Annotated in this window: 24 protein-coding genes; 18 read left to right on the forward strand and 6 right to left on the reverse strand. The window is 60.6% G+C overall.

The genetic code is table 11. The features are described 5' to 3' along the window. The first annotated feature begins 48 nt into the window (after nucleotides 1-48). From efpL to yaaA, 6 genes are all read left to right on the forward strand, one after another. The gene (gene efpL / locus BLT85_RS11710; protein WP_093394928.1) at nucleotides 49-615 is read left to right on the forward strand and encodes an elongation factor P-like protein EfpL; all 567 of its coding nucleotides are present in this window, start codon (nucleotides 49-51) and stop codon (nucleotides 613-615) included. 14 nt (nucleotides 616-629) lie between these two features. Continuing rightward, the gene (locus tag BLT85_RS11715) at nucleotides 630-1,295 is read left to right on the forward strand and encodes an alpha/beta hydrolase (protein ID WP_093394931.1); all 666 of its coding nucleotides are present in this window, start codon (nucleotides 630-632) and stop codon (nucleotides 1,293-1,295) included. Nucleotides 1,296-1,379: 84 nt separating this feature from the next. Continuing rightward, the gene (gene rhlB / locus BLT85_RS11720) at nucleotides 1,380-2,918 is read left to right on the forward strand and encodes an ATP-dependent RNA helicase RhlB (protein ID WP_093394934.1); all 1,539 of its coding nucleotides are present in this window, start codon (nucleotides 1,380-1,382) and stop codon (nucleotides 2,916-2,918) included. Between the two features lie 128 nt (nucleotides 2,919-3,046). Further along, nucleotides 3,047-3,397: a hypothetical protein gene (locus BLT85_RS11725; protein WP_093394937.1), complete on the forward strand. Its 351-nt coding sequence runs from the start codon at nucleotides 3,047-3,049 to the stop codon at nucleotides 3,395-3,397. 285 nt (nucleotides 3,398-3,682) lie between these two features. Continuing rightward, on the forward strand, nucleotides 3,683-5,065 hold the full coding sequence (locus BLT85_RS11730) for a PhoH family protein (protein WP_093394940.1): 1,383 nt from the start codon (nucleotides 3,683-3,685) through the stop codon (nucleotides 5,063-5,065). Nucleotides 5,066-5,325: 260 nt separating this feature from the next. Beyond that, nucleotides 5,326-6,102: a peroxide stress protein YaaA gene (gene yaaA / locus BLT85_RS11735; RefSeq protein WP_093394943.1), complete on the forward strand. Its 777-nt coding sequence runs from the start codon at nucleotides 5,326-5,328 to the stop codon at nucleotides 6,100-6,102. 65 nt (nucleotides 6,103-6,167) lie between these two features. Here the strand turns inward: yaaA and BLT85_RS11740 are convergent, their stop codons facing one another. Next, a complete protein-coding gene (locus BLT85_RS11740; RefSeq protein ID WP_093394946.1) occupies nucleotides 6,168-6,941 on the reverse strand; it encodes a class II aldolase/adducin family protein in 774 nt (257 codons plus the stop codon). Nucleotides 6,942-7,069: 128 nt separating this feature from the next. Between BLT85_RS11740 and BLT85_RS11745 the strand changes: the two genes are divergently transcribed. After that, complete coding sequence (locus tag BLT85_RS11745) at nucleotides 7,070-7,798, forward strand: Crp/Fnr family transcriptional regulator (protein WP_093394949.1); 729 nt, start codon at nucleotides 7,070-7,072, stop codon at nucleotides 7,796-7,798. Here the strand turns inward: BLT85_RS11745 and BLT85_RS11750 are convergent. Further along, complete coding sequence (locus BLT85_RS11750) at nucleotides 7,795-8,253, reverse strand: flavodoxin domain-containing protein (protein ID WP_093394952.1); 459 nt, start codon at nucleotides 8,251-8,253, stop codon at nucleotides 7,795-7,797. The genes BLT85_RS11745 and BLT85_RS11750 overlap by 4 nt on opposite strands. A gap of 117 nt (nucleotides 8,254-8,370) precedes the next feature. On the opposite strand from BLT85_RS11750, the gene BLT85_RS11755 reads away from it, so the two are divergent. After that, nucleotides 8,371-8,814: a PAS domain S-box protein gene (locus BLT85_RS11755; protein WP_093394954.1), complete on the forward strand. Its 444-nt coding sequence runs from the start codon at nucleotides 8,371-8,373 to the stop codon at nucleotides 8,812-8,814. 6 nt (nucleotides 8,815-8,820) lie between these two features. Here the strand turns inward: BLT85_RS11755 and BLT85_RS11760 are convergent, their stop codons facing one another. Continuing rightward, the gene (locus BLT85_RS11760) at nucleotides 8,821-10,089 is read right to left on the reverse strand and encodes an HD-GYP domain-containing protein (protein ID WP_093394957.1); all 1,269 of its coding nucleotides are present in this window, start codon (nucleotides 10,087-10,089) and stop codon (nucleotides 8,821-8,823) included. A gap of 334 nt (nucleotides 10,090-10,423) precedes the next feature. After that, nucleotides 10,424-11,395, reverse strand: a complete 972-nt coding sequence (locus BLT85_RS11765) for a MerR family transcriptional regulator (RefSeq protein WP_157718175.1) — start codon at nucleotides 11,393-11,395, stop codon at nucleotides 10,424-10,426. 435 nt (nucleotides 11,396-11,830) lie between these two features. On the opposite strand from BLT85_RS11765, the gene folM reads away from it, so the two are divergent. The 6 genes from folM (at nucleotide 11,831) to BLT85_RS11795 (ending at nucleotide 14,740) form a co-directional block, all read left to right on the forward strand. Next, nucleotides 11,831-12,532 (forward strand): dihydromonapterin reductase, encoded by a 702-nt coding sequence (gene folM, locus BLT85_RS11770; protein WP_093394963.1) that lies wholly within the window; start codon nucleotides 11,831-11,833, stop codon nucleotides 12,530-12,532. Between the two features lie 16 nt (nucleotides 12,533-12,548). Next, the gene (gene folE, locus BLT85_RS11775; RefSeq protein ID WP_093394966.1) at nucleotides 12,549-13,106 is read left to right on the forward strand and encodes a GTP cyclohydrolase I FolE; all 558 of its coding nucleotides are present in this window, start codon (nucleotides 12,549-12,551) and stop codon (nucleotides 13,104-13,106) included. After that, a complete protein-coding gene (folX, locus tag BLT85_RS11780; RefSeq protein WP_093394969.1) occupies nucleotides 13,103-13,477 on the forward strand; it encodes a dihydroneopterin triphosphate 2'-epimerase in 375 nt (124 codons plus the stop codon). The genes folE and folX overlap by 4 nt, the downstream gene beginning before the upstream one ends. Nucleotides 13,478-13,579: 102 nt before the next feature. Next, nucleotides 13,580-13,882: a DUF1244 domain-containing protein gene (locus tag BLT85_RS11785; RefSeq protein ID WP_093394972.1), complete on the forward strand. Its 303-nt coding sequence runs from the start codon at nucleotides 13,580-13,582 to the stop codon at nucleotides 13,880-13,882. Beyond that, nucleotides 13,879-14,214, forward strand: coding sequence for a HopJ type III effector protein (locus BLT85_RS11790; protein ID WP_093394975.1), 336 nt, complete (start codon nucleotides 13,879-13,881; stop codon nucleotides 14,212-14,214). The genes BLT85_RS11785 and BLT85_RS11790 overlap by 4 nt, the downstream gene beginning before the upstream one ends. A 28-nt stretch (nucleotides 14,215-14,242) precedes the next feature. Further along, entirely contained in the window at nucleotides 14,243-14,740 is a 498-nt protein-coding gene (locus tag BLT85_RS11795; protein WP_093394978.1) for an RDD family protein, read from the forward strand. Here the strand turns inward: BLT85_RS11795 and lptG are convergent. Both lptG and lptF read right to left on the reverse strand, forming a co-directional pair. Continuing rightward, complete coding sequence (lptG, locus tag BLT85_RS11800) at nucleotides 14,737-15,798, reverse strand: LPS export ABC transporter permease LptG (protein WP_093394981.1); 1,062 nt, start codon at nucleotides 15,796-15,798, stop codon at nucleotides 14,737-14,739. The genes BLT85_RS11795 and lptG overlap by 4 nt on opposite strands. Further along, nucleotides 15,785-16,891: an LPS export ABC transporter permease LptF gene (gene lptF, locus BLT85_RS11805; RefSeq protein WP_093394983.1), complete on the reverse strand. Its 1,107-nt coding sequence runs from the start codon at nucleotides 16,889-16,891 to the stop codon at nucleotides 15,785-15,787. The genes lptG and lptF overlap by 14 nt, the downstream gene beginning before the upstream one ends. Nucleotides 16,892-17,045: 154 nt before the next feature. On the opposite strand from lptF, the gene BLT85_RS11810 reads away from it, so the two are divergent. The 4 genes from BLT85_RS11810 (at nucleotide 17,046) to BLT85_RS11825 (ending at nucleotide 22,508) form a co-directional block, all read left to right on the forward strand. Further along, nucleotides 17,046-18,536, forward strand: coding sequence for a leucyl aminopeptidase (locus tag BLT85_RS11810; protein ID WP_093394986.1), 1,491 nt, complete (start codon nucleotides 17,046-17,048; stop codon nucleotides 18,534-18,536). Between the two features lie 81 nt (nucleotides 18,537-18,617). Beyond that, nucleotides 18,618-19,049: a DNA polymerase III subunit chi gene (locus tag BLT85_RS11815; RefSeq protein WP_093394990.1), complete on the forward strand. Its 432-nt coding sequence runs from the start codon at nucleotides 18,618-18,620 to the stop codon at nucleotides 19,047-19,049. 3 nt (nucleotides 19,050-19,052) lie between these two features. Continuing rightward, nucleotides 19,053-19,535 carry a hypothetical protein gene (locus tag BLT85_RS11820; protein WP_093394993.1) on the forward strand — a complete coding sequence of 161 codons (483 nt, stop codon included), beginning with the start codon at nucleotides 19,053-19,055 and terminating at the stop codon, nucleotides 19,533-19,535. A 123-nt stretch (nucleotides 19,536-19,658) separates the two neighbouring features. Next, nucleotides 19,659-22,508: a valine--tRNA ligase gene (locus BLT85_RS11825; protein ID WP_093397700.1), complete on the forward strand. Its 2,850-nt coding sequence runs from the start codon at nucleotides 19,659-19,661 to the stop codon at nucleotides 22,506-22,508. The last annotated feature ends 51 nt before the right edge of the window (nucleotides 22,509-22,559 follow it).

Below are 22,559 nucleotides of genomic sequence, written 5' to 3' on the forward strand. Positions count from 1 at the left end.
GCAGCCCTCGGCAGAATAGTCGTTTTGCCCACTTCCCGAGTACTGAGCATGCCCAAAGCATCGGAACTGAAAAAAGGCCAGATCGTCCAGATCAACAACCAGCCTTACATCGTCTCGCTGATCGACGTGAAAAGCCCGTCCTCACGCAGCGGTACAACGCTGTACAAGGTGCGCTTCAACCACGCGCAAACCAAACAGAAGCTCGACCAGAGCCTGACCGGTGACGACTTTCTTGCGCCGATCGATTTCCAGAAGCGTGCCATCCAGTTCCTCTATGCCGATGCCGATGGCTACACCTTCATGGATAACGAAGACTTCTCCCAATCTACCCTGTCGGCCGAACAACTCGAGGACGAGCTGCCCTACATGCACGATGGCGTCCAGGGGCTGTACGGTCTGCTGGTCGAAGGTGCGCTGGTCGGCGTGGAACTCCCTGCCGTAGTGGAGATGCCGATCGAGGAAACCCCGCCGGCGATCAAGGGCTCCTCGGCCAGCGCACGAACCAAGACAGCACGCTTCGCTACCGGGTTGGAAATTCAGATTCCGGAATATCTGGAGACTGGCGAGGTCGTACGCATCAACACCGAGTCCGGAAAATTCATGTCCCGCGCTTGATCGAGGAGTAAACAATGAGCCAAAACCCGCTGATTATCGACCCACCCGCCACTACCGATGCGTGCGTCGTCGTGCTCCACGGGCTGGGCGCCGACCGCTTCGACTTCGTACCCGTCGTCGAAGCGTTGAACCTGCCAGCGGGGCATGGCATCCGCTTCGTCTTCCCGCAGGCGCCTACTCGCCGGGTAACCATCAATAACGGCTTTCCCATGCCGTGCTGGTACGACATTCTCGGCATGTCGCCGGCTCGTGTGATCAACGATGATCACATGAACGAATCGGCGGCAATGGTTCGCCAATTAGTCGATGCTCAGGTCGCCCAGGGCATCGCCGAGGAGCGAATCATTCTTGCCGGTTTCTCGCAAGGTGGCGCCGTCGTTCTGCACGCCATGCTCGAAGGTGAACTGCGCATCGGTGGCCTGGCGGCCTTGTCGACCTATGGTCCGACGGTGCCGGAACTGATCGGCCGTCAGGGGCCGGATGCGCCCGAGCTTGACGTGTTCTTCGCCCATGGTCGCAATGATGATGTATTGCCGATCAGCATGGGCCGGGAAGCACATGATCAACTTCAGGCCGCAGGCCACCGCACCGAATGGCACGAATATCCGATGGGTCATGAGGTCTGCCCAGCGGAGGTGTCAGACATCCGCGAGTGGTTGACAAAACGGCTTTCACACTAGCCAAAATTGCCGACGGGCTTCGCTAAGAGACGGGCTTGCTTTACACTGGCGAGTTAATGCCACTTGCCTGATCGAGAGAGACCCGTGCTCAAAGCACTGAAGAAACTGTTCAAACCCGGCGAAACGCCGGCTGTGCCGCAGCAGCCCGCTGCTGCTGAAGCTACGCAATCCGCGCCGGCAGTCCGGTCGCAAGAGCCTGCCGAACAGCCTTCCAGCACCGGGCGGGAGGCGCCGCCGAGTCGCCCGAAAAAACCGCGTCAGCCGGCCAAGCCGCGCGCAGCGAAGCCTGTTCCGCCTGCGCCATGGTCGCTCGAAGACTTCGTCGTCGAGCCGGCTGAGGGCAAGACCCGCTTCCACGATTTTCCGTTGCCCGACAGTCTGATGCGGGCGATTCAGGATCAGGGCTTCAGCTACTGCACACCGATTCAGGCCAAGGTGCTCGGCTCGACGCTGCAGGGCCAGGATGCTATCGGCCGGGCGCAAACCGGTACCGGCAAGACCGCTGCATTCCTTATCTCCACCATTACCCAACTGCTGGAAACGCCGCCCCCGGATGAGCGATACATGGGTGAGCCGCGCGCGCTGATCATCGCACCGACCCGTGAGCTGGTCATGCAGATAGCCAACGATGCCGAGGGGTTGACCAAGCATTGCGGGCTTAACGTCATGGCCTTCGTCGGCGGGATGGATTCGGACAAGCAGCTCAAGCAACTGGAAAAGCGCTACGTCGACATTCTCGTCGCCACACCCGGCCGCCTGCTGGACTTCTGCAACCGCGGGGAAGTCCACCTGGACCTGGTGGAGATGATGGTGCTGGATGAAGCTGACCGCATGCTCGATATGGGATTCATTCCCCAGGTACGCCAGATCATTCGTCAAACGCCGCGCAAGGGCGACCGGCAGACCCTGCTGTTCTCCGCCACATTCAGCGATGACGTCATGAATCTCGCCCGGCAGTGGACAGTAGACCCGGCCGTGGTCGAAATCGAGCCCGAGCGCCCCGCATCGGAAAACATCACACAGAAGGTCTATGCGGTAAGCGGCGCCGACAAGTACAAGGTGCTCTATAACCTGATTACCCAGCTCGACCTGGAGCGGGTGATGGTCTTTGCCAACCGCAAGGACGAGGTTCGCCGGGTGCAGGAACGCCTGGTTCGCGACGGAATCAACGCTGCGCAACTGTCCGGCGATGTACCCCAGCACAAGCGGGTCCGCACGCTGGACAACTTCCGTGAGGGCAAGCTGCGCGTTCTGGTCGCGACGGACGTGGCTGGCCGCGGGATTCACATCGATGGCATCAGCCATGTGGTCAACTACACGTTGCCGGAAGATCCCGAAGATTACGTGCACCGTATCGGCCGGACCGGTCGCGCCGGCGCCAAGGGGACCTCGATCAGCCTCGCTGGCGAGGACGATGCGTTTCAGATTCCGCCGATCGAGACACTACTCGGCGGCAAGCTTGACTGCATTCCCCCTGAGGAAATCTATCTCAAGCCCATTCCCCGCCGGCAGCAAAGCGCTGAGGAAAAGGCGTCCAGCGACGCCAACGAAGCCGAGCAAAAGGCTGCTGCGGATGCCAACCGCAGACGCTCTTCCTCGACCAACCGCCCACGGCGCCGCTGAGCCGACCGTTATCAGTCGTACCCGGCAGCCAGCCTGCCGGGCCTGACCACGCAGGCGTCGCCTGCTTCACTTCGCCTTGTTCGTCCTTGCGAGCTTAAGCGCGCCCCGATGTTGCAAGGAGTACCATCATGAACAAGCCATCTCTCGCCCTCACCGGCATTCTCGCGCTGGCGCTGAGCGGATGTGCCAACAAGCAACCTTCCACTGCAGACCTGATGCGTCAGCATGGCGCCCAGGACAGCTCGCGCGCCGCACTGCAAAAGGACCTGGCGAAACAGTGGGATCGCGGTAACGAACTGATCGCATCGGGAACCAAGCAGATCAAGGTAGCCGAGAAACAGATCAGTCAGGCAGAGAAACAGCTCCGCGAAGCCCAGCGAGATCTGAAGCAGGCCAAGCGTGACGTATCAAAAGGGGAACGACTCAAGCAGCGGGCAGAGAAGCGGTTTTCCGAAGAGTTTCCGCAAAGCAGCCTTTGAGGAAATGAAGCGCCGGACCTGGCTGCAAGCGCAGCCCGGCCCACCAATATAACGCTCCTGTACCTCGGCGAATATCGCCGCCTGTCTGTTTTGCCCTAACCACGAAAAATACCCAGGACGCGCTTGTGAGCGTCGTCAACGATAGGCTATACATCGAATAACCGACCGAGGCGTAGCGGTGATCCTCTGATACCACGCGCCAGGCGAGTCGGCCAAGCGGACTGCCATGCGCAGCGTTGCGCTTGATACAGTCTGGTATTACCGGCCCTTGCGAGGTAATAGCATATGGAAGCGTGCGGACCAACCCGTCATTCCTTCTACGTACTCGATACCAACGTTCTGATTCACGACCCCAATGCCCTGCTCAATTTCGAAGAGCATCATGTCATCATCCCGATGACCGTCCTTGAAGAACTCGACAAGCTCAAATCCGGAAAAACCAGTATTGCCGCCGATTGCCGCCAGGCGATCAGACTCATCGACAAGACCCTCGCCGACGCGCCACCCGATCAGGTCGAACAAGGCGTGCCCATATCCCGAGGCAAGCTAGGCCATCACGGAACCCTGGCGATTCTGATGGACAAGGCCCCGATCCCCTCGCACTGCCTACCGAACGACCTCAACGATAACAAGATCATCAACCAGCTCTGCCAGCTTCAGCACCGCCACCCCAACGACCGAATCGTCCTCGTTTCCAAAGATATCAATATGCGGCTCAAGGCTCGCGCCTGCGGCATCGATGCGGAGGACTACCACACCGACCAGCTCATCGACGACATTGCCCTGCTCGCGCGCGGTTATCACGAGGTTGAGGGCTCGTTCTGGGAGCGCGTCGGCAAGGTGGAGACCCACCAGCGGCTGGGCCAGACGCTGCATGAGGTGCAGTTGGCCGAGAATCTTCCGGCGTTGCATATCAACGATTTCATCATCGACGAGCAGGGTTTTGTCGGCTGGGTCAAGCACATCGACGGGCTCAATCTCACCTTGCGCGACCTGCACAAGGAGCCGTTGCTGCATCAGGAAGCCTGGGGACTGCGACCGCGCGACATCTTCCAGTCGCTGGCGATGTATGCGCTGCTCGACCCGGACATCCATCTGGTCAACCTCACCGGTGCGGCGGGCTCCGGCAAGACGATCCTGGCCCTGGCTGCGGCGATCGAGCAGACCATGGTCAGCAAGACCTATCGCCGAATCATTGCCACCCGCAGCACCCAGGGGCTGGACGAGGATATCGGTTTCCTGCCGGGCACCGAAGCGGAGAAGATGGAGCCATGGCTCGGCGCGATAACCGACAACCTGGAAGCCCTGCATATGGACGACGAGTGCACCCACGGCAGCGTCGACTACATCCTCGACAGGGTGCCTCTGCAGTTCAAGTCGCTCAACTACATCCGTGGCCGCAGTTTCCAGCAGAGCTTCATTCTGATCGACGAAAGTCAGAACCTGACGCCACATCAGATCAAGACCATCATCACCCGAGCCGGCGCCGGCTCAAAAGTCGTCTGCCTTGGCAACCTGGCGCAAATCGACACGCCTTACCTGAACGCCACCAGTTCAGGGCTTACTTATCTGACCGAATGTTTCAAAGACTTCCCCCATGGTGTGCACATCCATCTGCAGGGCGTTCCACGCTCGGCGCTGGCTGAATACGCCGAGACCCATCTCTGAAAACAGGCGCCCTCCGGGCGCCTCGTCGGTTCCTCTGGTAGCCACTCCACGACGCGCGCCACAGCGGTTGAGCGTGGCTGGGCCGTCAATGCCCTGGATGAGCATTGCCAAGCGTCCAGGGACGGATTCACAGCGTGTCCAACCGCGGACAACCGCTGGGGCCTCTACGGAATCATCGGCGGATTCTATCGACTCGATTTTAAGTGCCTTGGGCAGGCTTGGGGCATAATGACAGTCGATTCCCAAACGGAGCCGCACCGATGTTGATGGTCATCTCGCCCGCCAAGACGCTGGACTACGACAGCACCCCGATCACCGACCGATTCACCCAGCCGCGCTACCTCGATGACAGCCAGGAGCTGATTGACGTACTGAAGGAAAAGTCGCCGCAGGACATCGCCGAGCTGATGTCGCTCTCCGACAAACTGGCGAGCCTCAACGTGGCGCGTTACGGCAGCTGGGAGAAGAAGGCTACCGAGAGCAATGCCCGTCAGGCGCTGCTTGCCTTCAAAGGCGACGTCTATACCGGTCTGCATGTTGAGGACTTCAGCGAGGACGACCTGGCTTTCGCCCAGGACCATCTGCGCATGCTGTCGGGGCTCTACGGAGTGCTGCGTCCGCTGGACCTGATGCAGCCGTATCGGTTGGAGATGGGCACCAAGCTGGCGAACCCGCGCGGGCGTGACCTGTACAGCTTCTGGGGAGACCGGATCAGCGAATCATTGAACGAGGATCTGGCCAGTCAGGGCGACGACATCCTGGTCAATCTCGCCTCGCAGGAATACTTCAACGCCGTGAAACCGAAGGCGCTCAAGGCTCGAGTCATCGACACGGTGTTCAAGGATCGCAAAAACGGTGATTACAAGATCATCAGCTTCTACGCCAAGAAGGCGCGCGGGCTGATGGCGCGCTACGTGATCAAGGAACGCGTGACCGATCCAAAAGGCCTTAAGGATTTCGACCTGGACGGGTATCGCTTCGACAAGACCAGCTCATCGGCAGACAAGCTGGTCTTTCTGCGCGATCAACAAAGCTGATCGCAGCGACAAGCTGCAAGCGAAGCCCCGAACAGGCTACGCGTCACTTGCAGCTTGCAGCTGGGTTACTGATCGAAGCCCGGGCTGACCCGCTGCAGTTTGCGGATCAGTGCTGGCCACGCCACACCGCTACCGGCGCCGCGGGTGACCTTGCGCATGCTTTCCTTGGCGCCATCGAGAACGGCCTGCGGAATCGGGATCAGCTCGCTGCCACCGGACTGCGCAGCAATCTGGATCTCGCAGCAGCGCTGGAAGGTGTACATGGTCAGGAAGGCATCGGATACCGATTTCCCACAGGTCATCAGACCGTGGTTGCGCAGCATCATGTTGTTGGTATTGCCCAGATCGGCCTGCAGACGCGCCTTTTCCTCGTCATTGAGCGCGACCCCTTCGTAATCGTGATACGACAGGCTGCTCAGCACGAAGATCGACTGCTGTGAAATCGGCAGGATGCCATTCTTCTGCGCGGACACGCCTACGCCAGCGTTGGTATGCGTGTGCATGACGCAGCCGGCATCATGGCGAACCTCGTGTACTGCACTGTGAATGGTGAAGCCGGCCGGGTTGATGTCGTAGGGCGAGTCCATCAGCTTGTTGCCCTGCAGGTCGATCTTCACCAGGCTCGAGGCGGTAATTTCCTCGAACATCATGCCGTACGGGTTGATCAGGAAATGTTCGGTACCGGGAATCTTGGCCGAGACGTGAGTGAAGACCACGTCATCCCAGCCGTACATGGCGATCAAACGGTAGCAGGCCGCCAGGTCCACCCGGGTCTGCCATTCCTCTGCGCTGACCTGAGATTTGACGTCCAACTGCTCGATAGGCTGAACTGCGTTCATGGGGAGATCCTCTTATTGGCGTAATCGACGGCCTGATACATCCCGGCCGACTTGCGGCATACTGTGAATGTTCAGATTAGCAGGGAGTCTAGAGGGTGACGGCGAGAAGGACTGTCAAGCACTTTACAGTGTCCGGAAAGGCAGACAGCAGCCAGCTGGTCGGGCTGCTGCAGCGTAACCGCTGGTTCCGCGATCTGCCACAGGACTGTATCGACGAGATGGTCTCCCTGGCTCGACTGCGCCTGCTGGACGATGGCGAGCGATTGCACGCCAAGGATGATCCGCCGGACGGCTTGTACGGCGTTATAAGTGGCGCGGTGAAGATAAGCAGCAGCGGGCAGGACGGCCGCGAAGCGGTGCTGACGGTGCTCAGCCCGGGCAACTGGTTCGGCGAAATCTCATTGTTCGACGGGCTGCCGCGCACCCATGACGCCCACGGCGTCGGTTCTACCGAGCTGCTGATGATCCCCCGCCAGGGCTTTCAGCAACTACTCGAGCGCCGCCCGGAGCTTTATCCGCATTTCATGCGGCTGCTCTGCCGGCGCATCCGGCTGTCCTTTGCCATGCTCGAGGACAGCGCCTTGCTCCCTCTCCCGTCGCGGCTCGCCAAGCGCCTGCTCATGCATTCGCACAATTACGGCCAGACCGATGAGAGTGGCGGTCAGGCGGCGATCCAGCTGTCGCAGGAGTCACTGGGGCTGATGCTCAACAGCTCGCGCCAGAGCATCAATAAATTGCTCAAACGTCTCGAGCAGGCTGGGTGGCTAAAGATCAACTACGGTCAGATCGTCATACTCAACGAAGAAGCCCTGACGCGGCTGGCCACCGGCGACCTTATCGCGGATCTCGCGGATTAGACTTCTGCCCGCAAGGCTGCAAAGAAATCCGCCAGCCAGGGCTCTGCATCCGTTTCGGGCGTAACGGTTTCGCTGGCATCCAGACGCAGCATTGACCGCGCCTCGCGCGCCTGCAATTCCTCAAATGTGTCACGGAACTGTTCGCCTGCAAGACAGAAAGTGTCCCCGTAGGCCGTATCGCCCAGGGCAATCACGCCGAACGGCACGTCCGTGAACAGCGGGAAGCGATCCCGAAGCTCGATATGAAAACTCATCAGGTTGTCAGGAATTTCGCCCATACCCGTGGTGGCGCAGCAGACCAGCAGCGCGTCGGCGTGCTCGGCCAGTAACGTATCGACGCTGGGCGTTTTCATCCTTGTCGCCTGAAGACCGGCTGCATTCGCCAGGCAGGCGGCCTCGTCTGCAACGAGGTCGGCTGTGCCATAAACCGATCCGCTAATGATAACGAGCTTCATCGCGTTCTCCTGTGTCTTTGAAGGGGGCATTATGCCTGAACCGTCCCGCCCGGTGCTTCCGGTAGACAGTGCACAGGGTTGCGATAGAATGAGCCGCAAACAACTGGAGCCTTTCGAATGATCAACGCCAAACTCTTGCAGCTGGTCGTCAACGCATCGAATGATGGCGTGGTCGTCGCGGAACAGGAAGGCGAGGACAATATCCTCATCTACGTGAACGAGGCGTTCGAGCGGCTCACCGGCTACACCGCGGAAGAGATCCTTTATCAGGACTGCCGGTTTCTGCAGATGGGTGATCGCGACCAGAGCGGTCTGCACTTGGTCAAACAGGCCATCGAAGAGCGCAGGCCAACGCGTCAGGTGGTGCGCAACTATCGCAAGGATGGCTCAATGTTCTGGAATGAGTTATCCATCACGCCCGTATTCAACGAGGCTGACCAACTGACGTATTTCATCGGGATCCAGAAGGACGTCACAGCACAGGTCAAGGCCAACCAGCGCGCCGAAGAACTGGAGGCAGAAGTCGCCGCACTAAGGCAGCAGCTGGCGACCAATTCCTGACAAACGTCAGATCACTTCTTCGGTGTCGGTGAGGCGAATGTTGGCTGCGGTGAAGGTCCCGAGATCGATGCCGTACGAGCCATCCACCAGGACCTTGCTCACCCAGTAGCGCGCCATGTCCAGATCGCTGACCGAGGCCGCCAGATCGACGATGACCTGCTCGATTGGCTGCTTGTTCTCGTCACGTACCAGAGCAATCTTCGGCTGCAAACGGTGCATGGGGTCGACTGACAGCACCACGCCCACTTCACCGGTGTTCATTTCGACCAGCGAGCCTGGCGGATAAATGCCGATGCATTCGATAAAGCTCACCACCAGCTTTTCGTCGAACTGAGTGCCGCGATTGTTGTACAGAATCTTCAATGCTTCAGCGGAAGTGTGGCTGCTGCTGTAACACCGACTGCTGGTGATCGCATCGTATGCATCAACGATCGTAATCGCGCGAATATAGAAATCCAGCGAGCTGGCCGGCAGCTGACAAGGGTAGCCCTTTCCATCGAGCCGCTCGTGGTGACTGTAAGCGACGCGAATCACCTCCTCCGGCATGTTCGGATCCTTAGCCAGCTCGTCGCGACCGTAGACCGGGTGCAGCTTGATGTGCGCGAACTCTTCTGCAGTCAGGCGTCCTGGCTTGTTCAAGATGGCCTGATCCAGGTCCATCTTGCCTACGTCATGCATCATGCCGCATAGACCCAGCAGCTCTATATGCTTGATGCCCAGCCCCATATGCCGTCCAAGCGCCATGGCTTGAATACCGACGTTAAGGCAGTGCTCGGCCGTGTACTGGTCGACATGCTTGATGCGGGTTAGCCAGAGCAAAGCGGAGGGATTTCGAACAATGGAATCGAGACATGGACGAACGGCTGCAATCATCCGGCGGGCATCCAGGGTCTCGCCACGGCACACACGATCGAGCATGGTGCGTATTTCGCGGAACGACTCCCGGTAGCTGTGGTTGGCATTGGCGATTTCGGTCTCGATCGAAGAGGAAATCTTGTAACTCGCCTGCGGTTTGCGGGGCTCGGTGACCGATGGGGTAAGCAGCAGGTCGCGCGTCATCGTGCGGGTTTTCACCACATCGACATGCACGTAGTCGCACAGGTTTTTCAGCGCAAACAAATCGTCAGGGTCGTCCAGCATGAACCCCTGGAACAGAAAGGGCGTTGCCAACCAATCGCAATCCAGTTCGGAGACGTACATCCCTAACTGAAGTTGCGAGCTCGGCACCTTCAATGTTTGTAGCTGCTGAATCGACTGGGACATCATGAACACCATCGGGCCATCCGTGAACGCTAGCGGTACCAAGGTATTTGGACTGTCAAAATCGACATAGTTCCCTTGAACTGCTGAACGCAATGCTCAACGGCTGGGCAGCTTATCTAGGACATGGCAAGAACGCGAACGCCATTGATGGCGCTATGATGTCATTTAACGCGAGCGAGTGGTTCGACGAAAAGGGCAAAGGCGAAAAAAGGCAGGTAACGGAATAAAAAAACTCCGATAGCCTGAAGTGGGGAAAGCGGCTATCGGAGTGCGCAGCGGTTTATGTGTACAGAGACTATACGAATACGTTTTTTTGTACAAGACATAACCAGCTTTTTTTTGGTCCTCACCGCACGTCAAGTCTCCCCGCCAGAAGCGAACGTATCTTACCGAGCAGCGCCTGCCCCGGATCCCCCAGGCAAGCGATGCCGCTGCGCTCCATTTCCTGATGATGAAGCTGGCAGACAGCGCCAGCGATGGCTAGCGGGCAATCGAGCGCACGCTCGAGTCTCGGCAACCTCTTTTTAAGTATCTCGGCATCCAGCGACCGACTCCCGATCAGCACCACTGCGGCCACGGAAGAACGCTGCGCGGCGAGATGAATGTCCGGAAAGGAGGCAGTGATCGGCAATATGCTCACATTGCAACCAGCCTCGGCGACACAGGCAGCCACCAGGAGCACGTCGAGTTCTCGTAGCGGACCGGGCAGGCAGGTCACCAGAACTGTCGGGACGCCTTCCGCTACATACCCCACGCGCTGCGACAGCCGCATGCGCACAAAGCTGTCAAAGAAAGCCCACTGCGGTGACGTGCCAGGAGCGGGCTGGCCGTGGAGGCGGCGCCACACCGGCAGGAGGACGCTATTGATAACCACCGGTAGCGGGTAACTTGCAAAAACCTGACCGTAAATGCGATCCAGCGCCCCAACGCTGAACTGAGCGACCGCATCGATGAGACGCTCCTGCCAGGGCTGCATGTCGTCCGGCAAGGGCGTGTCGACCAGCTGCACGGGGCGCGGCGAGCGCCGGGCTTCCGGAGGCGGAGCCTGACGATCGATGATCGACCCGACCTTGCTCACCGCGACGCCCCGCTCGATCCACGCCGTGACCGCTCGCACCCTTTCTATGTCAGCCATCGAATAGAGACGATGTCCGCTTTCCGTCCGATGCGGCACGAGCAGACCGTAACGCCGCTCCCAGGCACGTAGCGTGACCGGGTTGACGCCGGTTAGCCTGGATACCTCGCGAATCGGGTACAGCTCTTCGGAATCCAGGTCCATCCGCACCAGCGAAGCGCTGCTCAAGGTGTCATCATTCATAGGGTCGCTCGTCCGCATGGCGCAGCTGCGCCTAAATGCGGTCAGCTTACTCCCTTCACCGGACGATTTGTACGGCTGTTGTATAGCTTGTTGCGCCACTGACGGGATCGCCCGCCTGCGCCCCCGCCTTACTTAGCCAGGGTCGGGCGGCCTATACCAGAGCCCACCCTGTCCGTCCGAGCACTGCCGGCTGGCCGCACGTGGTACTATTCCCGGGCGAAGCCGGACGATTCTGGGACGACCTGATTGGCGACAACAGCGGTCAGACTTCTCAGCCCCATACGTAGGCGGGACGCAAAAGATTGTACAGATCTGCGTCGATGCCTAAGTTTTTCTTGTACGTTACAGCTGGAAAATATAAGTTTTGCTATTCTTCAGATCGGATTGCTTGGGTCGCCAAGTCCGTAGCCCCATCTGGTTCGTACGAGTGCACCCATGAAAGCAAATGGCACCATTCTCATTACCGGAGCGGCCCAGCGCATCGGCCTGCACTGCGCGAAACGCCTGGTCGAAGATGGCTATCGCGTGCTGATAACCTGCCGTCACCAGCGTGAAGACTGGGCGCGCGACCCTCTCGACGGCATAGAAGTCATTCAGGCGGATTTCTCTACCACTGCAGGAATCGAGGCGCTTATCGCCGGACTGATCAATCGTGGCGTCCAGCTCAGGACAATGATTCACAACGCCTCGTTGTGGCTGGGGGATGAAGCAGGAGCCGAGGGCTTCCAGCAAATGTTCATGGTGCACATGCAGGCGCCGTATTTGCTCAACCTTGCCAGCGAGCAACTTTTCGACCCGGGCGTGACGGGCGATATCATCCATGTTTCCGATCATGTTGCCCGGCGAGGCAGCCGTCGGCACGCCGCATATTGCGCCAGCAAGGCCGGACTGGAAGCGCTGTCGCTGTCGTTTGCGGCGCGGCTCGCGCCAGGCATCAAGGTAAACACCATCGCCCCGGCGTTGATCATGTTCAACCCGGACGATACGGACGAATACCGTGAGCGCACCTTGGCCAAGTCGGCGCTCGGCATCGAGCCAGGGCCGGAAGTGGTCTATCAATCCATCTGCTATCTGATGGACAATCCCTATGTAACCGGAACCTGCCTGGACCTGAACGGCGGCCGGAACCTCAAATGAAGAGACGGAACAGACGATGAGCCTCGAAAACCTCACCCGCCATTACCACGAGATTCTTTCCGACCTCGGCGAGAACCCGGAACGCGAGGGCCTGCAAGGCACGCCGCTCCGCGCGGCAAAGGCCATGCAGTTTCTCTGCCGAGGCTACAACGAATCGCTGGAGGACATCGTCAACGGTGCCCTGTTCGAATCTGAAAATGACGAGATGGTGATCGTCAAGGACATCGAGCTGTATTCGATGTGCGAGCACCATATGCTGCCTTTCATCGGCAAGGCGCACGTCGCTTACATTCCTACCGGCAGGGTGATTGGCTTGTCCAAGGTAGCTCGGATCGTCGACATGTATGCCCGTCGCCTGCAGATTCAGGAAAACCTGACCCGGCAAATCGCCGAGGCGCTGCAGTCGGTCACGCATGCCAAGGGGGTCGCGGTAGTGATCGAAGCCAAGCACATGTGCATGATGATGCGCGGTGTTGAAAAGCAGAACTCGTCCATGCACACCTCGGTAATGCTCGGCGCCTTCCGTAACTCCGGCACCACGCGCCAGGAGTTCCTGCAGCTGATTACCCGATGAACAATCTCACTCCCGGCCTGGCGCGCATCCGGATAAAGAATCTGCGAGCGCGCACCTACATCGGCATCAAGGAAGACGAGATTCGCAACCGCCAGGACGTGGTAGTCAACGTAACCATTCTCTACCCTGCCGGAGACGCCGTGCAGGTGAACGACATCGATCATGCTCTGAACTACCGCACCATCACCAAGGCCTTGCTACAGCACATCGAAGACAATCGCTTCGCCCTGCTTGAACGCCTGACCCAGGAGTTGCTGGACATCGTCATGCAGCACGCACCGGTGCGCTACGCTGAAGTAGAGGTCGACAAGCCGCACGCGTTGCGTTTCGCCGACTCGGTATCGATCACCCTGAGTCAGTCGCGCGACTGAACCATCCGCTCATATGGCAATCGGCCTGCAGCAACGATTGCCGCTGACATATTCGGCCAGTATTATCCGAGCCATCGAGTCCTGCCTTTTCTGGAGCTGATCATGACCAAGCAAGAGCGCATCGAGCTGGAAGCGGCTGCCTTTCGCAGCCTGGTGAGTCATCTGCGCAGCCGCAAGGATGTGCAGAATATCGACCTGATGACGCTTGCCGGCTTCTGCCGCAACTGCCTTGCCAAGTGGTACAAGGCGTCCGCCGAAGACATGGACATCGCCCTGACGCTCGACGAAGCGCGCGAAGCGGTCTATGGCATGCCCTATTCCGAGTGGAAAGCCAAATACCAGAAGGATGCCAGTCCCGAACAGCAGGCCGCCTTCGACCAGGCGCAGAAGCAGGGCAAGGCATGACCCCGGAAGGCTTCACTCAGCGTCTCGTCGCACCAGAGCACCGCTTCGCCGAGACGCTGGCGTTTATCGACGAACAGTACGTTTACCGGCCGAGCGCCTTCGACAATGGCTCGCTGCACAACTCCGAAACGGAAAATCAGGGCTCCTGCAAGGTACTGGCGATGGCCATCGACCTCGGCCTGACCGACGAGCAGACACTGCAGTGCTTCGCCGAGCATTATCAAGCGGTTCTCGCCGACCCGGACGGAGTCGCCCACGGCAACATACGCGCCCTCATGCGCACCGGTCTCGCTGGAGTCCGTTTCCAGACTTTCCCTCTGTCGCGCCGCTAGAGCCGCGGCAGAACCAGGCGGACAGCCCATGGCTATCAAGCAACTGCAACCTGCGGGCGAATTCCCGGCGACCGGCCTGCTCCGTCGTCTGGCTGGCGCCGCGTACGATCTGTTCCTGCTGATCGCCTTGTGGATGATCACCACCTTCGCCTATCTGGGCATGCACATAGCTGCCGCCGGCGAGGAACTGACGCAGCAGCAGGCAGAAGCCGGCGCGTTTGTTGGCGACGTCTGGCTGTCCCTGATATTGCTGGTGGTGACCTGGGGATTTTACGTCGTGTTCTGGACCAAGAAAGGGCAGACGCTCGGGATGCAGGTATGGCGGGTACGCGTCGAGCAGCTCGATGGCCGTTCGATCACTGTCCGGCAGGCCACGATTCGCTTCCTTGTCGCCCAGGCTGCCTGGTTGTGCGGCGGACTGGGGTTCTTCTGGCAATTATGGGACAACCAGTCGCGCACCTGGCAGGACATCGCTTCCGGCACCCGGCTGGTCACCCTTCCGAAAAACGCCTACCGCAAGGATTAGCCTGCGCGGCGCATCAGCACGATACCCATCAGCAACAGGATCACGATCGGCGCCAGCACGGCAATCAACGGTGGGAAGCCGAATACCAGACTCGACGGGCCCAGCAGATCCTGCACGATGCGGAAACTGAAGCCGACCAGTACACCGGTGAAAATGCGCTGGCCGAGCGTGACCGAGCGCAGCGGGCCGAAGATGAAGGATATCGCCACGAAGACCAGCGTGGCCGTGGTCAGCGGTTGCAACAGCTTCTTCCAGAAGGACAGCCAGTAGGCGCTGTTGTCCAGTTCCTGCTCGGCAAGATAACCCTGATAACGCCACAACCCCGTAAGTGGCAATACGTCCGGATCGAGCAGCAGAATCCTCAGCAGCTGTGGTGACAGGCCGACATTCCAGCGTGAACTGGGGATCACCTCGACTTCGCTGTGCCCATTGTCGAGAAACCGGGTGAGCTGAATGTTCTCAAGCAGCCAGTCGTCCTGCTGGACGGTCGCTCGCTCGGCGAAGCTTGCCTCTGCCAGCCGACGCTGGTCATCGAAGCGGTAGCGTGTCACGCCACGTAATACGCCGTCGGGCTGCACGGCATTGATATGGATGAACTCGTTACCCTCGCGGTGCCAGAGCCCGCGGGATGTCATCGCCTCTTCGCTGCCCAGCGCCACAGCGCGGCGGCTTTCAGCCAGGTTTTCGGCATAGGGCGCCGCGTACTCACCCAACAGCACCCCGGCGACCATCAGCACCACCAGCGGCTTCATCACCGCGCCGATGATGCGCGCCACCGACACGCCGGCTGCACGCATGATGGTCAGTTCGGAGTTGCTCGCCAGCGTACCCAGACCGACCAGGCAGCCCACCAGCACCGCCACCGGTAACAGATCATACAGCCGCCGCGGCGAAGTAAGCACCACATAGACCAGCGCCTGTATCGCGTCGTATCCGCCGGCCAGATCTTCGAGTTCGCCTATATAGGCGAACAACATGTCCAGCCCGAGCACGATCATCGAAACGATCAGGACGCTCGACAAAACGGACTTGCCGATATACCGATCAAGCTGGCGCATGGGCACCTCCCCGCGGTGCGGACGGTGCAGTCAACGTGCGCAGATTCAGTGCCACACCCACCGCGAGAAACAACACGTGCACCCACCACAGGCCAAGCCAGGCCGGCGTGCGCCCTGCTTCCATCCAGCCTCGTGCGCTGATCAGCAGAGCAAGATAGGCCATGTACAGCAATACTGCCGGCAGCAACTTGAGGAAACGTCCCTGCCGCGGATTGACGCGGGCCAGAGGCACCGCGAAGAAGGCCACGATGGGTACCAGCAGGGGCAGCGCCATGCGCCAGTGCAGCTCTGCTTGCAGGCGCAGGTTGTCCTGGCCGAGCAATTCCCGGGTGGGCATTGCCTCCCGATCGGTTATCTCGGTCACGACCTCCGGCTTGGGCAGGAGCACGCCATAGACGTCGTACTCGATGGTGCGAAAGTCCGCTGCGCCCGGATTGCCGTCATACCGGTAGCCGTTCTCCAGCACCAGATAGCGGCTTCCGTCAGGATTCATCTGCTGACGCCCACTCTCGGCGATCAGCACGCTCAGGCTGGCCGGATCGCCCGGGTCGCTACGCTCGGCGATGAAGACCTCCTGCAACTCTGTGCGGTCTTGCGACAAGGCTCCGGCGTAGGTGACGCGCTGGGCCTGGCGCCCGAGGGATTGGAAGCGTCCGGCGCTCAGAGTGTCGAACTCGGTCATCGCATCCTGCTCGTTGAACAGCTGCTGCGTCTTGACCACGCCGGCGGGCGCCACCCACAGGCTCAGCCAGCCGACCAGCAACGCCACCAGCAATGCCGGGCCCTGAGTATAGCCAAGAATGCGCCGATCGCTCATGCCGGTCGCCGAGAGCACGGTCATCTCGCTGTCCAGGTGCATGCGCCCGTACGCCAGCAGAATGCCGAGAAACAGACCCAGCGGCACGATCAGCACCATGAAGCTCGGCAGCCGGTAACCCATGATGATGAACAGCACGCCCGGGTCCAATTGCCCGGCAGCAGCTTGCGCAAGGTACTTGATGAAGCGGCCGCTCATGATGATCAGCAAGAGGACGCCGCTCACCGCGGTGAGGGCCATCAGCACTTCGCGACTCAGATAACGAAAGACAATCACTAGTCGGTTCCTTTGGCTCCAGGGCTTTATGGGCACCCGGGAATAGGCCAGAATGCAGACAAGCACACCTGGTTGCAACGCTGCCGGATTGGGCGCACGTCGTTCAAAGGGCAGCATTATCAGTCAATCCACATGATTTGTCTTGGGGAGCACCATGGAGTTCAGCGTCAAGCACGGTACCTTGGAAACCATCAAAACCGGCTGCCTGGTGGTAGCGGTCAACGAAGGCAAAACCCTGAGCGGCCCCGCCGCAGAACTGGACAGAGCCTGCGGCGGCCAGATAGCCGCTGCGCTCAAGCATGGCGACATCAGCTCCAGGGCCGGCCACACGCTGATGCTCTTCGGCTTGCCGGGCATCACCGCGCAGCGCCTGCTGCTGGTCGGCGCAGGCAAGGACGAGGAGCGCGGCGACAGGGCTTATCGCAAACTGGTGCAGAAGGTTGTTACCACGCTGAAGGATGGTGGCGCGACGGATGCTCTGATCACCCTCCCCGCCCTCACGGTCAAGGGTCGTGATGCCTATGCCCGCACCCGTTTGCTGGTCGAGACTGCGCGCGACGCTCTGTACGCCTTCGATCAGTTCAAAAGCAAGAAGGCTACCGCTCCGCGCCTGAAGAAGTGCCAGCTGTGGATTGATGACAAGGCCGAAGCCGAGGCGGTTGAACTGGGCGCCCGCCACGGGCAGGCCATCAGCGACGGCGCGGAGCTGACCCGTAACCTGGGCAACCTGCCGGGTAACGTCTGTACGCCGACCTATCTGGCCAAGGAAGCCAAGGCGCTCGCCAAGCAGCACAAGGACATCGAGATTGAAGTGCTCGATGAGAAAGACATGAAGGCACTGGGCATGGGGTCACTGTTGTCGGTCAGCGCCGGCAGCGCGGAACCGGCCAAGCTGATCCGCTTCACCTACAACGGCGGTAAGTCCAAGGACAAGCCGCACGTGCTGGTCGGAAAAGGCATCACCTTCGACACGGGCGGGATCAGCCTCAAGCCGGGCGCCGGCATGGATGAGATGAAGTACGACATGTGTGGCGCGGCCACTGTATTCGGCGTGCTCAAGGCCGTTGTCGGCATGCAGCTTCCGGTGAACCTGGTGTGCCTGGTCGCCGCTGCCGAGAACATGCCCAGCGGCACCGCGACCAAACCTGGCGACATCGTCACCAGCATGTCCGGCATGACCATCGAAGTGCTCAATACCGACGCTGAGGGTCGCCTCGTGCTGTGTGATGCGCTGACCTACGCCGAGCGCTTCAACCCCGCCAGTGTGGTAGACATCGCCACGCTGACCGGCGCCTGCGTGGTCGCGCTCGGTGCGCACACCACCGGCTTGCTGGGCAACAACGACGAACTCTTGCAGCAGTTGCTCACCGCCGGCCAGCAGGCCGATGACCGCGCCTGGCAGTTGCCCCTGTTCGACGAGTATCAGGAGCAGCTCGACAGCCCCTTCGCCGACATCGCCAACATCGGCGGACCCAAGGCGGGGACGATCACTGCTGCCTGCTTCCTGTCGCGCTTCACCAAGGCGTACCCCTGGGCACACCTGGATATCGCCGGCACCGCCTGGACCAGCGGCGGCAAGGACAAGGGCGCAACAGGGCGGCCGGTGCCGCTACTCACCCAGTATCTGATCAACCAGGCGCGATGAAAGAAACGGCCGCAGGCCGGAAGTCGCTGGCGACATGATGTCGCCAGCGCGGCGAGCGGCCTGCCGCATGGAGCTATAGGCATGACCCGGATCGATTTCTATCTGTTGACCAGTGACCAGCCGCAAACACGGCTGGCCTATGCCTGCCGACTCGCACACAAGGCCTGGGCGCAGGGTCACCGGGTCTACCTGCATTGCGCGGACCCAGCGCAGGCGGAGGAGCTGGACCAATTGTTATGGTCGTTCAAGCCCGACGCCTTCCTGCCGCACGCCTTGCACAGTGAGCACCCGGATGAAGCGGTAGTCTGTGGTACCGGCGACGACCCGACGCCGCATAACGACCTCCTGATCAATCTGGCCCAGACCACTCCGGGCTTTTTCAGCCGCTTCACACGGTTGGCCGAGATCGTCGTCGAGCACGATGATATACGGGTTCCCGCGCGTGAACGCTTCCGCTTCTATCGCGATCGGGGCTATCCTCTGAAATCTCACCAGATTCGCACGGCAGGATGAGCCATGACGCATCGCGATCCCTCGGAGCCTTCACGGTTACTGGAAGACCTGGAGTCCATACGCACTCTGCTCGACGAGCATGATCCTGACAATCTGCTCGACGAACAGAGCCAGATGGACATTCCGTTGCTGCAGGACATCATTACCGAGCCAATCGACACCAAGCTCGCAGAGTCCCGCCCTGCCCGCCCGGAAGCCTCGCCGGCGGCAACCCGATCGTCCAATCCATTTCTCCCCTATGACTCGCTTGCCCGCCTGGCCAGGGAACGGGTGCAGCTCGACCGTCTGCTGGGCACGTCGGTGACCGAGGAGCGTCACAAGGTCCACACCGGCGCCCGTGAGGTGCGCATGGAGGCTCGTCTGCAGGCCGAGGCGCAGCTGATCCTGCAGGACGTGATCGACGAAATGATCCCGACCATCGAAGCCGAGCTGCGTAACCGCCTCAAGGCCAAGCTCGAGCAGATCGTTCGCGAGCAGCTCAAATAACCCGAACGGGCTGGGACGCTCGCCGCCAGCATCGCTATAATGGCCGTTTTCCGTGACACCGCCGCGCGCTTGCCGTGCGCCGCGTGCATTGCCACCGCCACCTTCCGGATATTCCTGAACCGCATGGACAAGACCTACCAGCCGCACGCCATCGAAACTTCCTGGTACCAGACCTGGGAGCAGAACAATTACTTCGCTCCGCAGGGCTCAGGCGAGTCCTACACCATTGCCCTGCCACCGCCGAACGTCACCGGCAGCCTGCACATGGGCCACGGCTTCAACAATTCGATCATGGACGCGCTGATCCGTTTCCGCCGCATGCAAGGCCGCAACACCCTGTGGCAGCCGGGCACCGACCACGCGGGTATCGCCACGCAGATGGTCGTTGAGCGCCAGCTCGCTGCGCAGGGTCAGTCCCGTCATGATCTGGGCCGCGACAAGTTTCTGGAAAAGGTCTGGGAGTGGAAGGAAGAGTCCGGTGGCAACATTACCCGGCAGATCCGTCGCCTCGGCAGCTCGGTGGACTGGAGCCGTGAACGTTTCACCATGGACGAGGGCCTGTCCAACGCGGTGCGTGAAGCCTTCGTACGTCTGCATGAAGATGGCCTGATCTATCGCGGCAAGCGCCTGGTCAACTGGGATCCGAAGCTGCACACGGCGATCTCCGATCTGGAAGTGGAGAACCACGACGAAACCGGCTCGCTATGGAATCTGCGCTATCCGTTGGCCGATGGCGCTACCACTGCCGAAGGTCGGACGTATCTGGTGGTGGCCACCACGCGTCCGGAAACCATGCTTGGCGACACCGCCGTGGCGGTGAACCCGAACGACGAGCGCTACCAGGCATTGATCGGCAAGTTCGTCGAGCTGCCGCTGGTCGGCCGCCGTATTCCGATCATCGCCGATGACTACTGCGACCCGGAGTTCGGCACCGGCTGCGTGAAGATGACCCCGGCGCATGACTTCAACGACTACGAAGTCGGCAAGCGGCACAACCTGCCGCTGATCAACGTGCTGGACCAGAACGCGGCGGTCCTTGCCCGAGCTCAGGTATTTAATATCGACGGCAGCGTGAACAACGAAGTTGACGCTACGCTGCCAGCGGCTTACGCCGGCCTGGATCGTTTCGAAGCCCGCAAGAAGATTGTCGAAGACTTCGAGGCCTCCGGCCTGCTCGAGAAGATCGAGCCGCATGCTTTGAAGGTCCCCAAGGGCGATCGCTCGGGCGTCGTCATCGAGCCCTGGTTGACCGATCAGTGGTACGTCTCGACCAAGCCGCTGGCCGAGCCGGCGATTGCCGCAGTGGAAGACGGCCGCATTCAGTTCGTGCCCAAGCAGTACGAGAACATGTATTTCTCCTGGATGCGCGACATCCAGGACTGGTGCATCTCGCGCCAGCTGTGGTGGGGGCATCGCATCCCGGCGTGGTATGACGAAGCGGGCAATGTTTATGTCGGCCGCGACGAAGCCGAAGTACGCAGCAAGCATAACCTAGGCGACATCGCCCTGCGTCAGGACGAAGACGTGCTCGACACCTGGTTCAGCTCGGGCCTGTGGACCTTTTCCACGCTCGGCTGGCCGGAGCAGACCGACGCACTGAAGACCTTCCACCCGACCGACGTGCTGGTCACCGGCTTCGACATCATCTTCTTCTGGGTCGCGCGCATGATCATGCTGACCATGCACCTGATGAAGCATGACGACGGCACCGCCCAGGTCCCGTTCAAGACTGTCTATGTGCACGGTCTGGTGCGCGATGGCCAAGGGCAGAAGATGTCCAAGTCCAAGGGCAACGTGCTCGACCCGCTGGACATCATCGACGGCATCGATCTGGAATCACTGGTGACCAAGCGCACCAGCGGCATGATGCAGCCCAAGCTGGCGGCGAAGATCGAGAAGCAGACCCGCGCCGAGTTCCCCGAGGGCATCGCCGCCTACGGCACCGACGCCCTGCGCTTCACCAACTGCTCGCTGGCTTCGACCGGTCGCGACATCAAGTTCGATATGGGCCGCGTCGAGGGCTATCGCAACTTCTGCAACAAGATCTGGAACGCTGCGCGCTACGTGATGATGCAGTGCGAGGAGAACGACACGGGCGTGAACGGCGAACCAGTCGAACTGACGCTGGCTGACCGCTGGATCATATCGCGCCTGCAGCGCACCGAGGCCGAAGTGACCCGCCAGCTCGACCAGTTCCGTTTCGACCTGGCCGCCCAGGCGCTCTACGAGTTCATCTGGAACGAGTACTGCGACTGGTATCTGGAGCTGTCCAAGCCGGTACTCTGGGACCAGAATGCCCCAGCCGAGCGCCAGCGCGGCACGCGCCGTACGCTGGTGCGTGTACTGGAAGCCGCGCTACGTCTGGCCCACCCCTTCATGCCGTTCATCACCGAGGAAATCTGGCAGAAGATCGCCCCGCTGGCCGGCAAGTCCGGCGACACCATCATGCTGCAGCCCTGGCCGCAGGCTGACGACAGCCGCATCGATGAAGCAGCCGAAGGCGATGCCGAGTGGCTCAAGGGCCTGATCGTCGGCGTGCGCAACATCCGCGCTGAGGTCAACATCGGCCCAGGCAAGGAACTCGATCTGCTGTTGCGCAAGGCCAGTGCCGAGGACAGTCGCCGGCTGGAACAGAACGACACGGTTCTGCGCAAGCTCGCCAAGCTGGCATCGATTCGCCTGCTGGCCGACAACGAAGAGGCGCCCATGTCCGCCACCGCGCTGGTCGGCGAAATGGAAGTGCTGGTGCCCATGGCCGGGCTGATCGACAAGACCGCAGAACTGGCGCGCCTGGACAAGGAAATCACCAAGCTCGACGGTGAGGTCAAGCGCATTGGCGGCAAGCTCTCCAATCCCGGCTTCGTCGACAAGGCGCCGCCAGCGGTGATCGACAAGGAACGCGCCAAGCTGGCCGAGGCCGAGCAGGCCCTGACCCAGCTCAGCGATCAGCGCGCCCAGATCGCCAGCCTGTAAGCTGCACGCCTCGTGTGGTGCGCCTTAACCGGCCCCACGCGAGGCGACCTC

The organism is Halopseudomonas xinjiangensis (genome assembly GCF_900104945.1).
In the GTDB taxonomy this organism is placed as follows: Bacteria; Pseudomonadota; Gammaproteobacteria; order Pseudomonadales; family Pseudomonadaceae; genus Halopseudomonas; species Halopseudomonas xinjiangensis.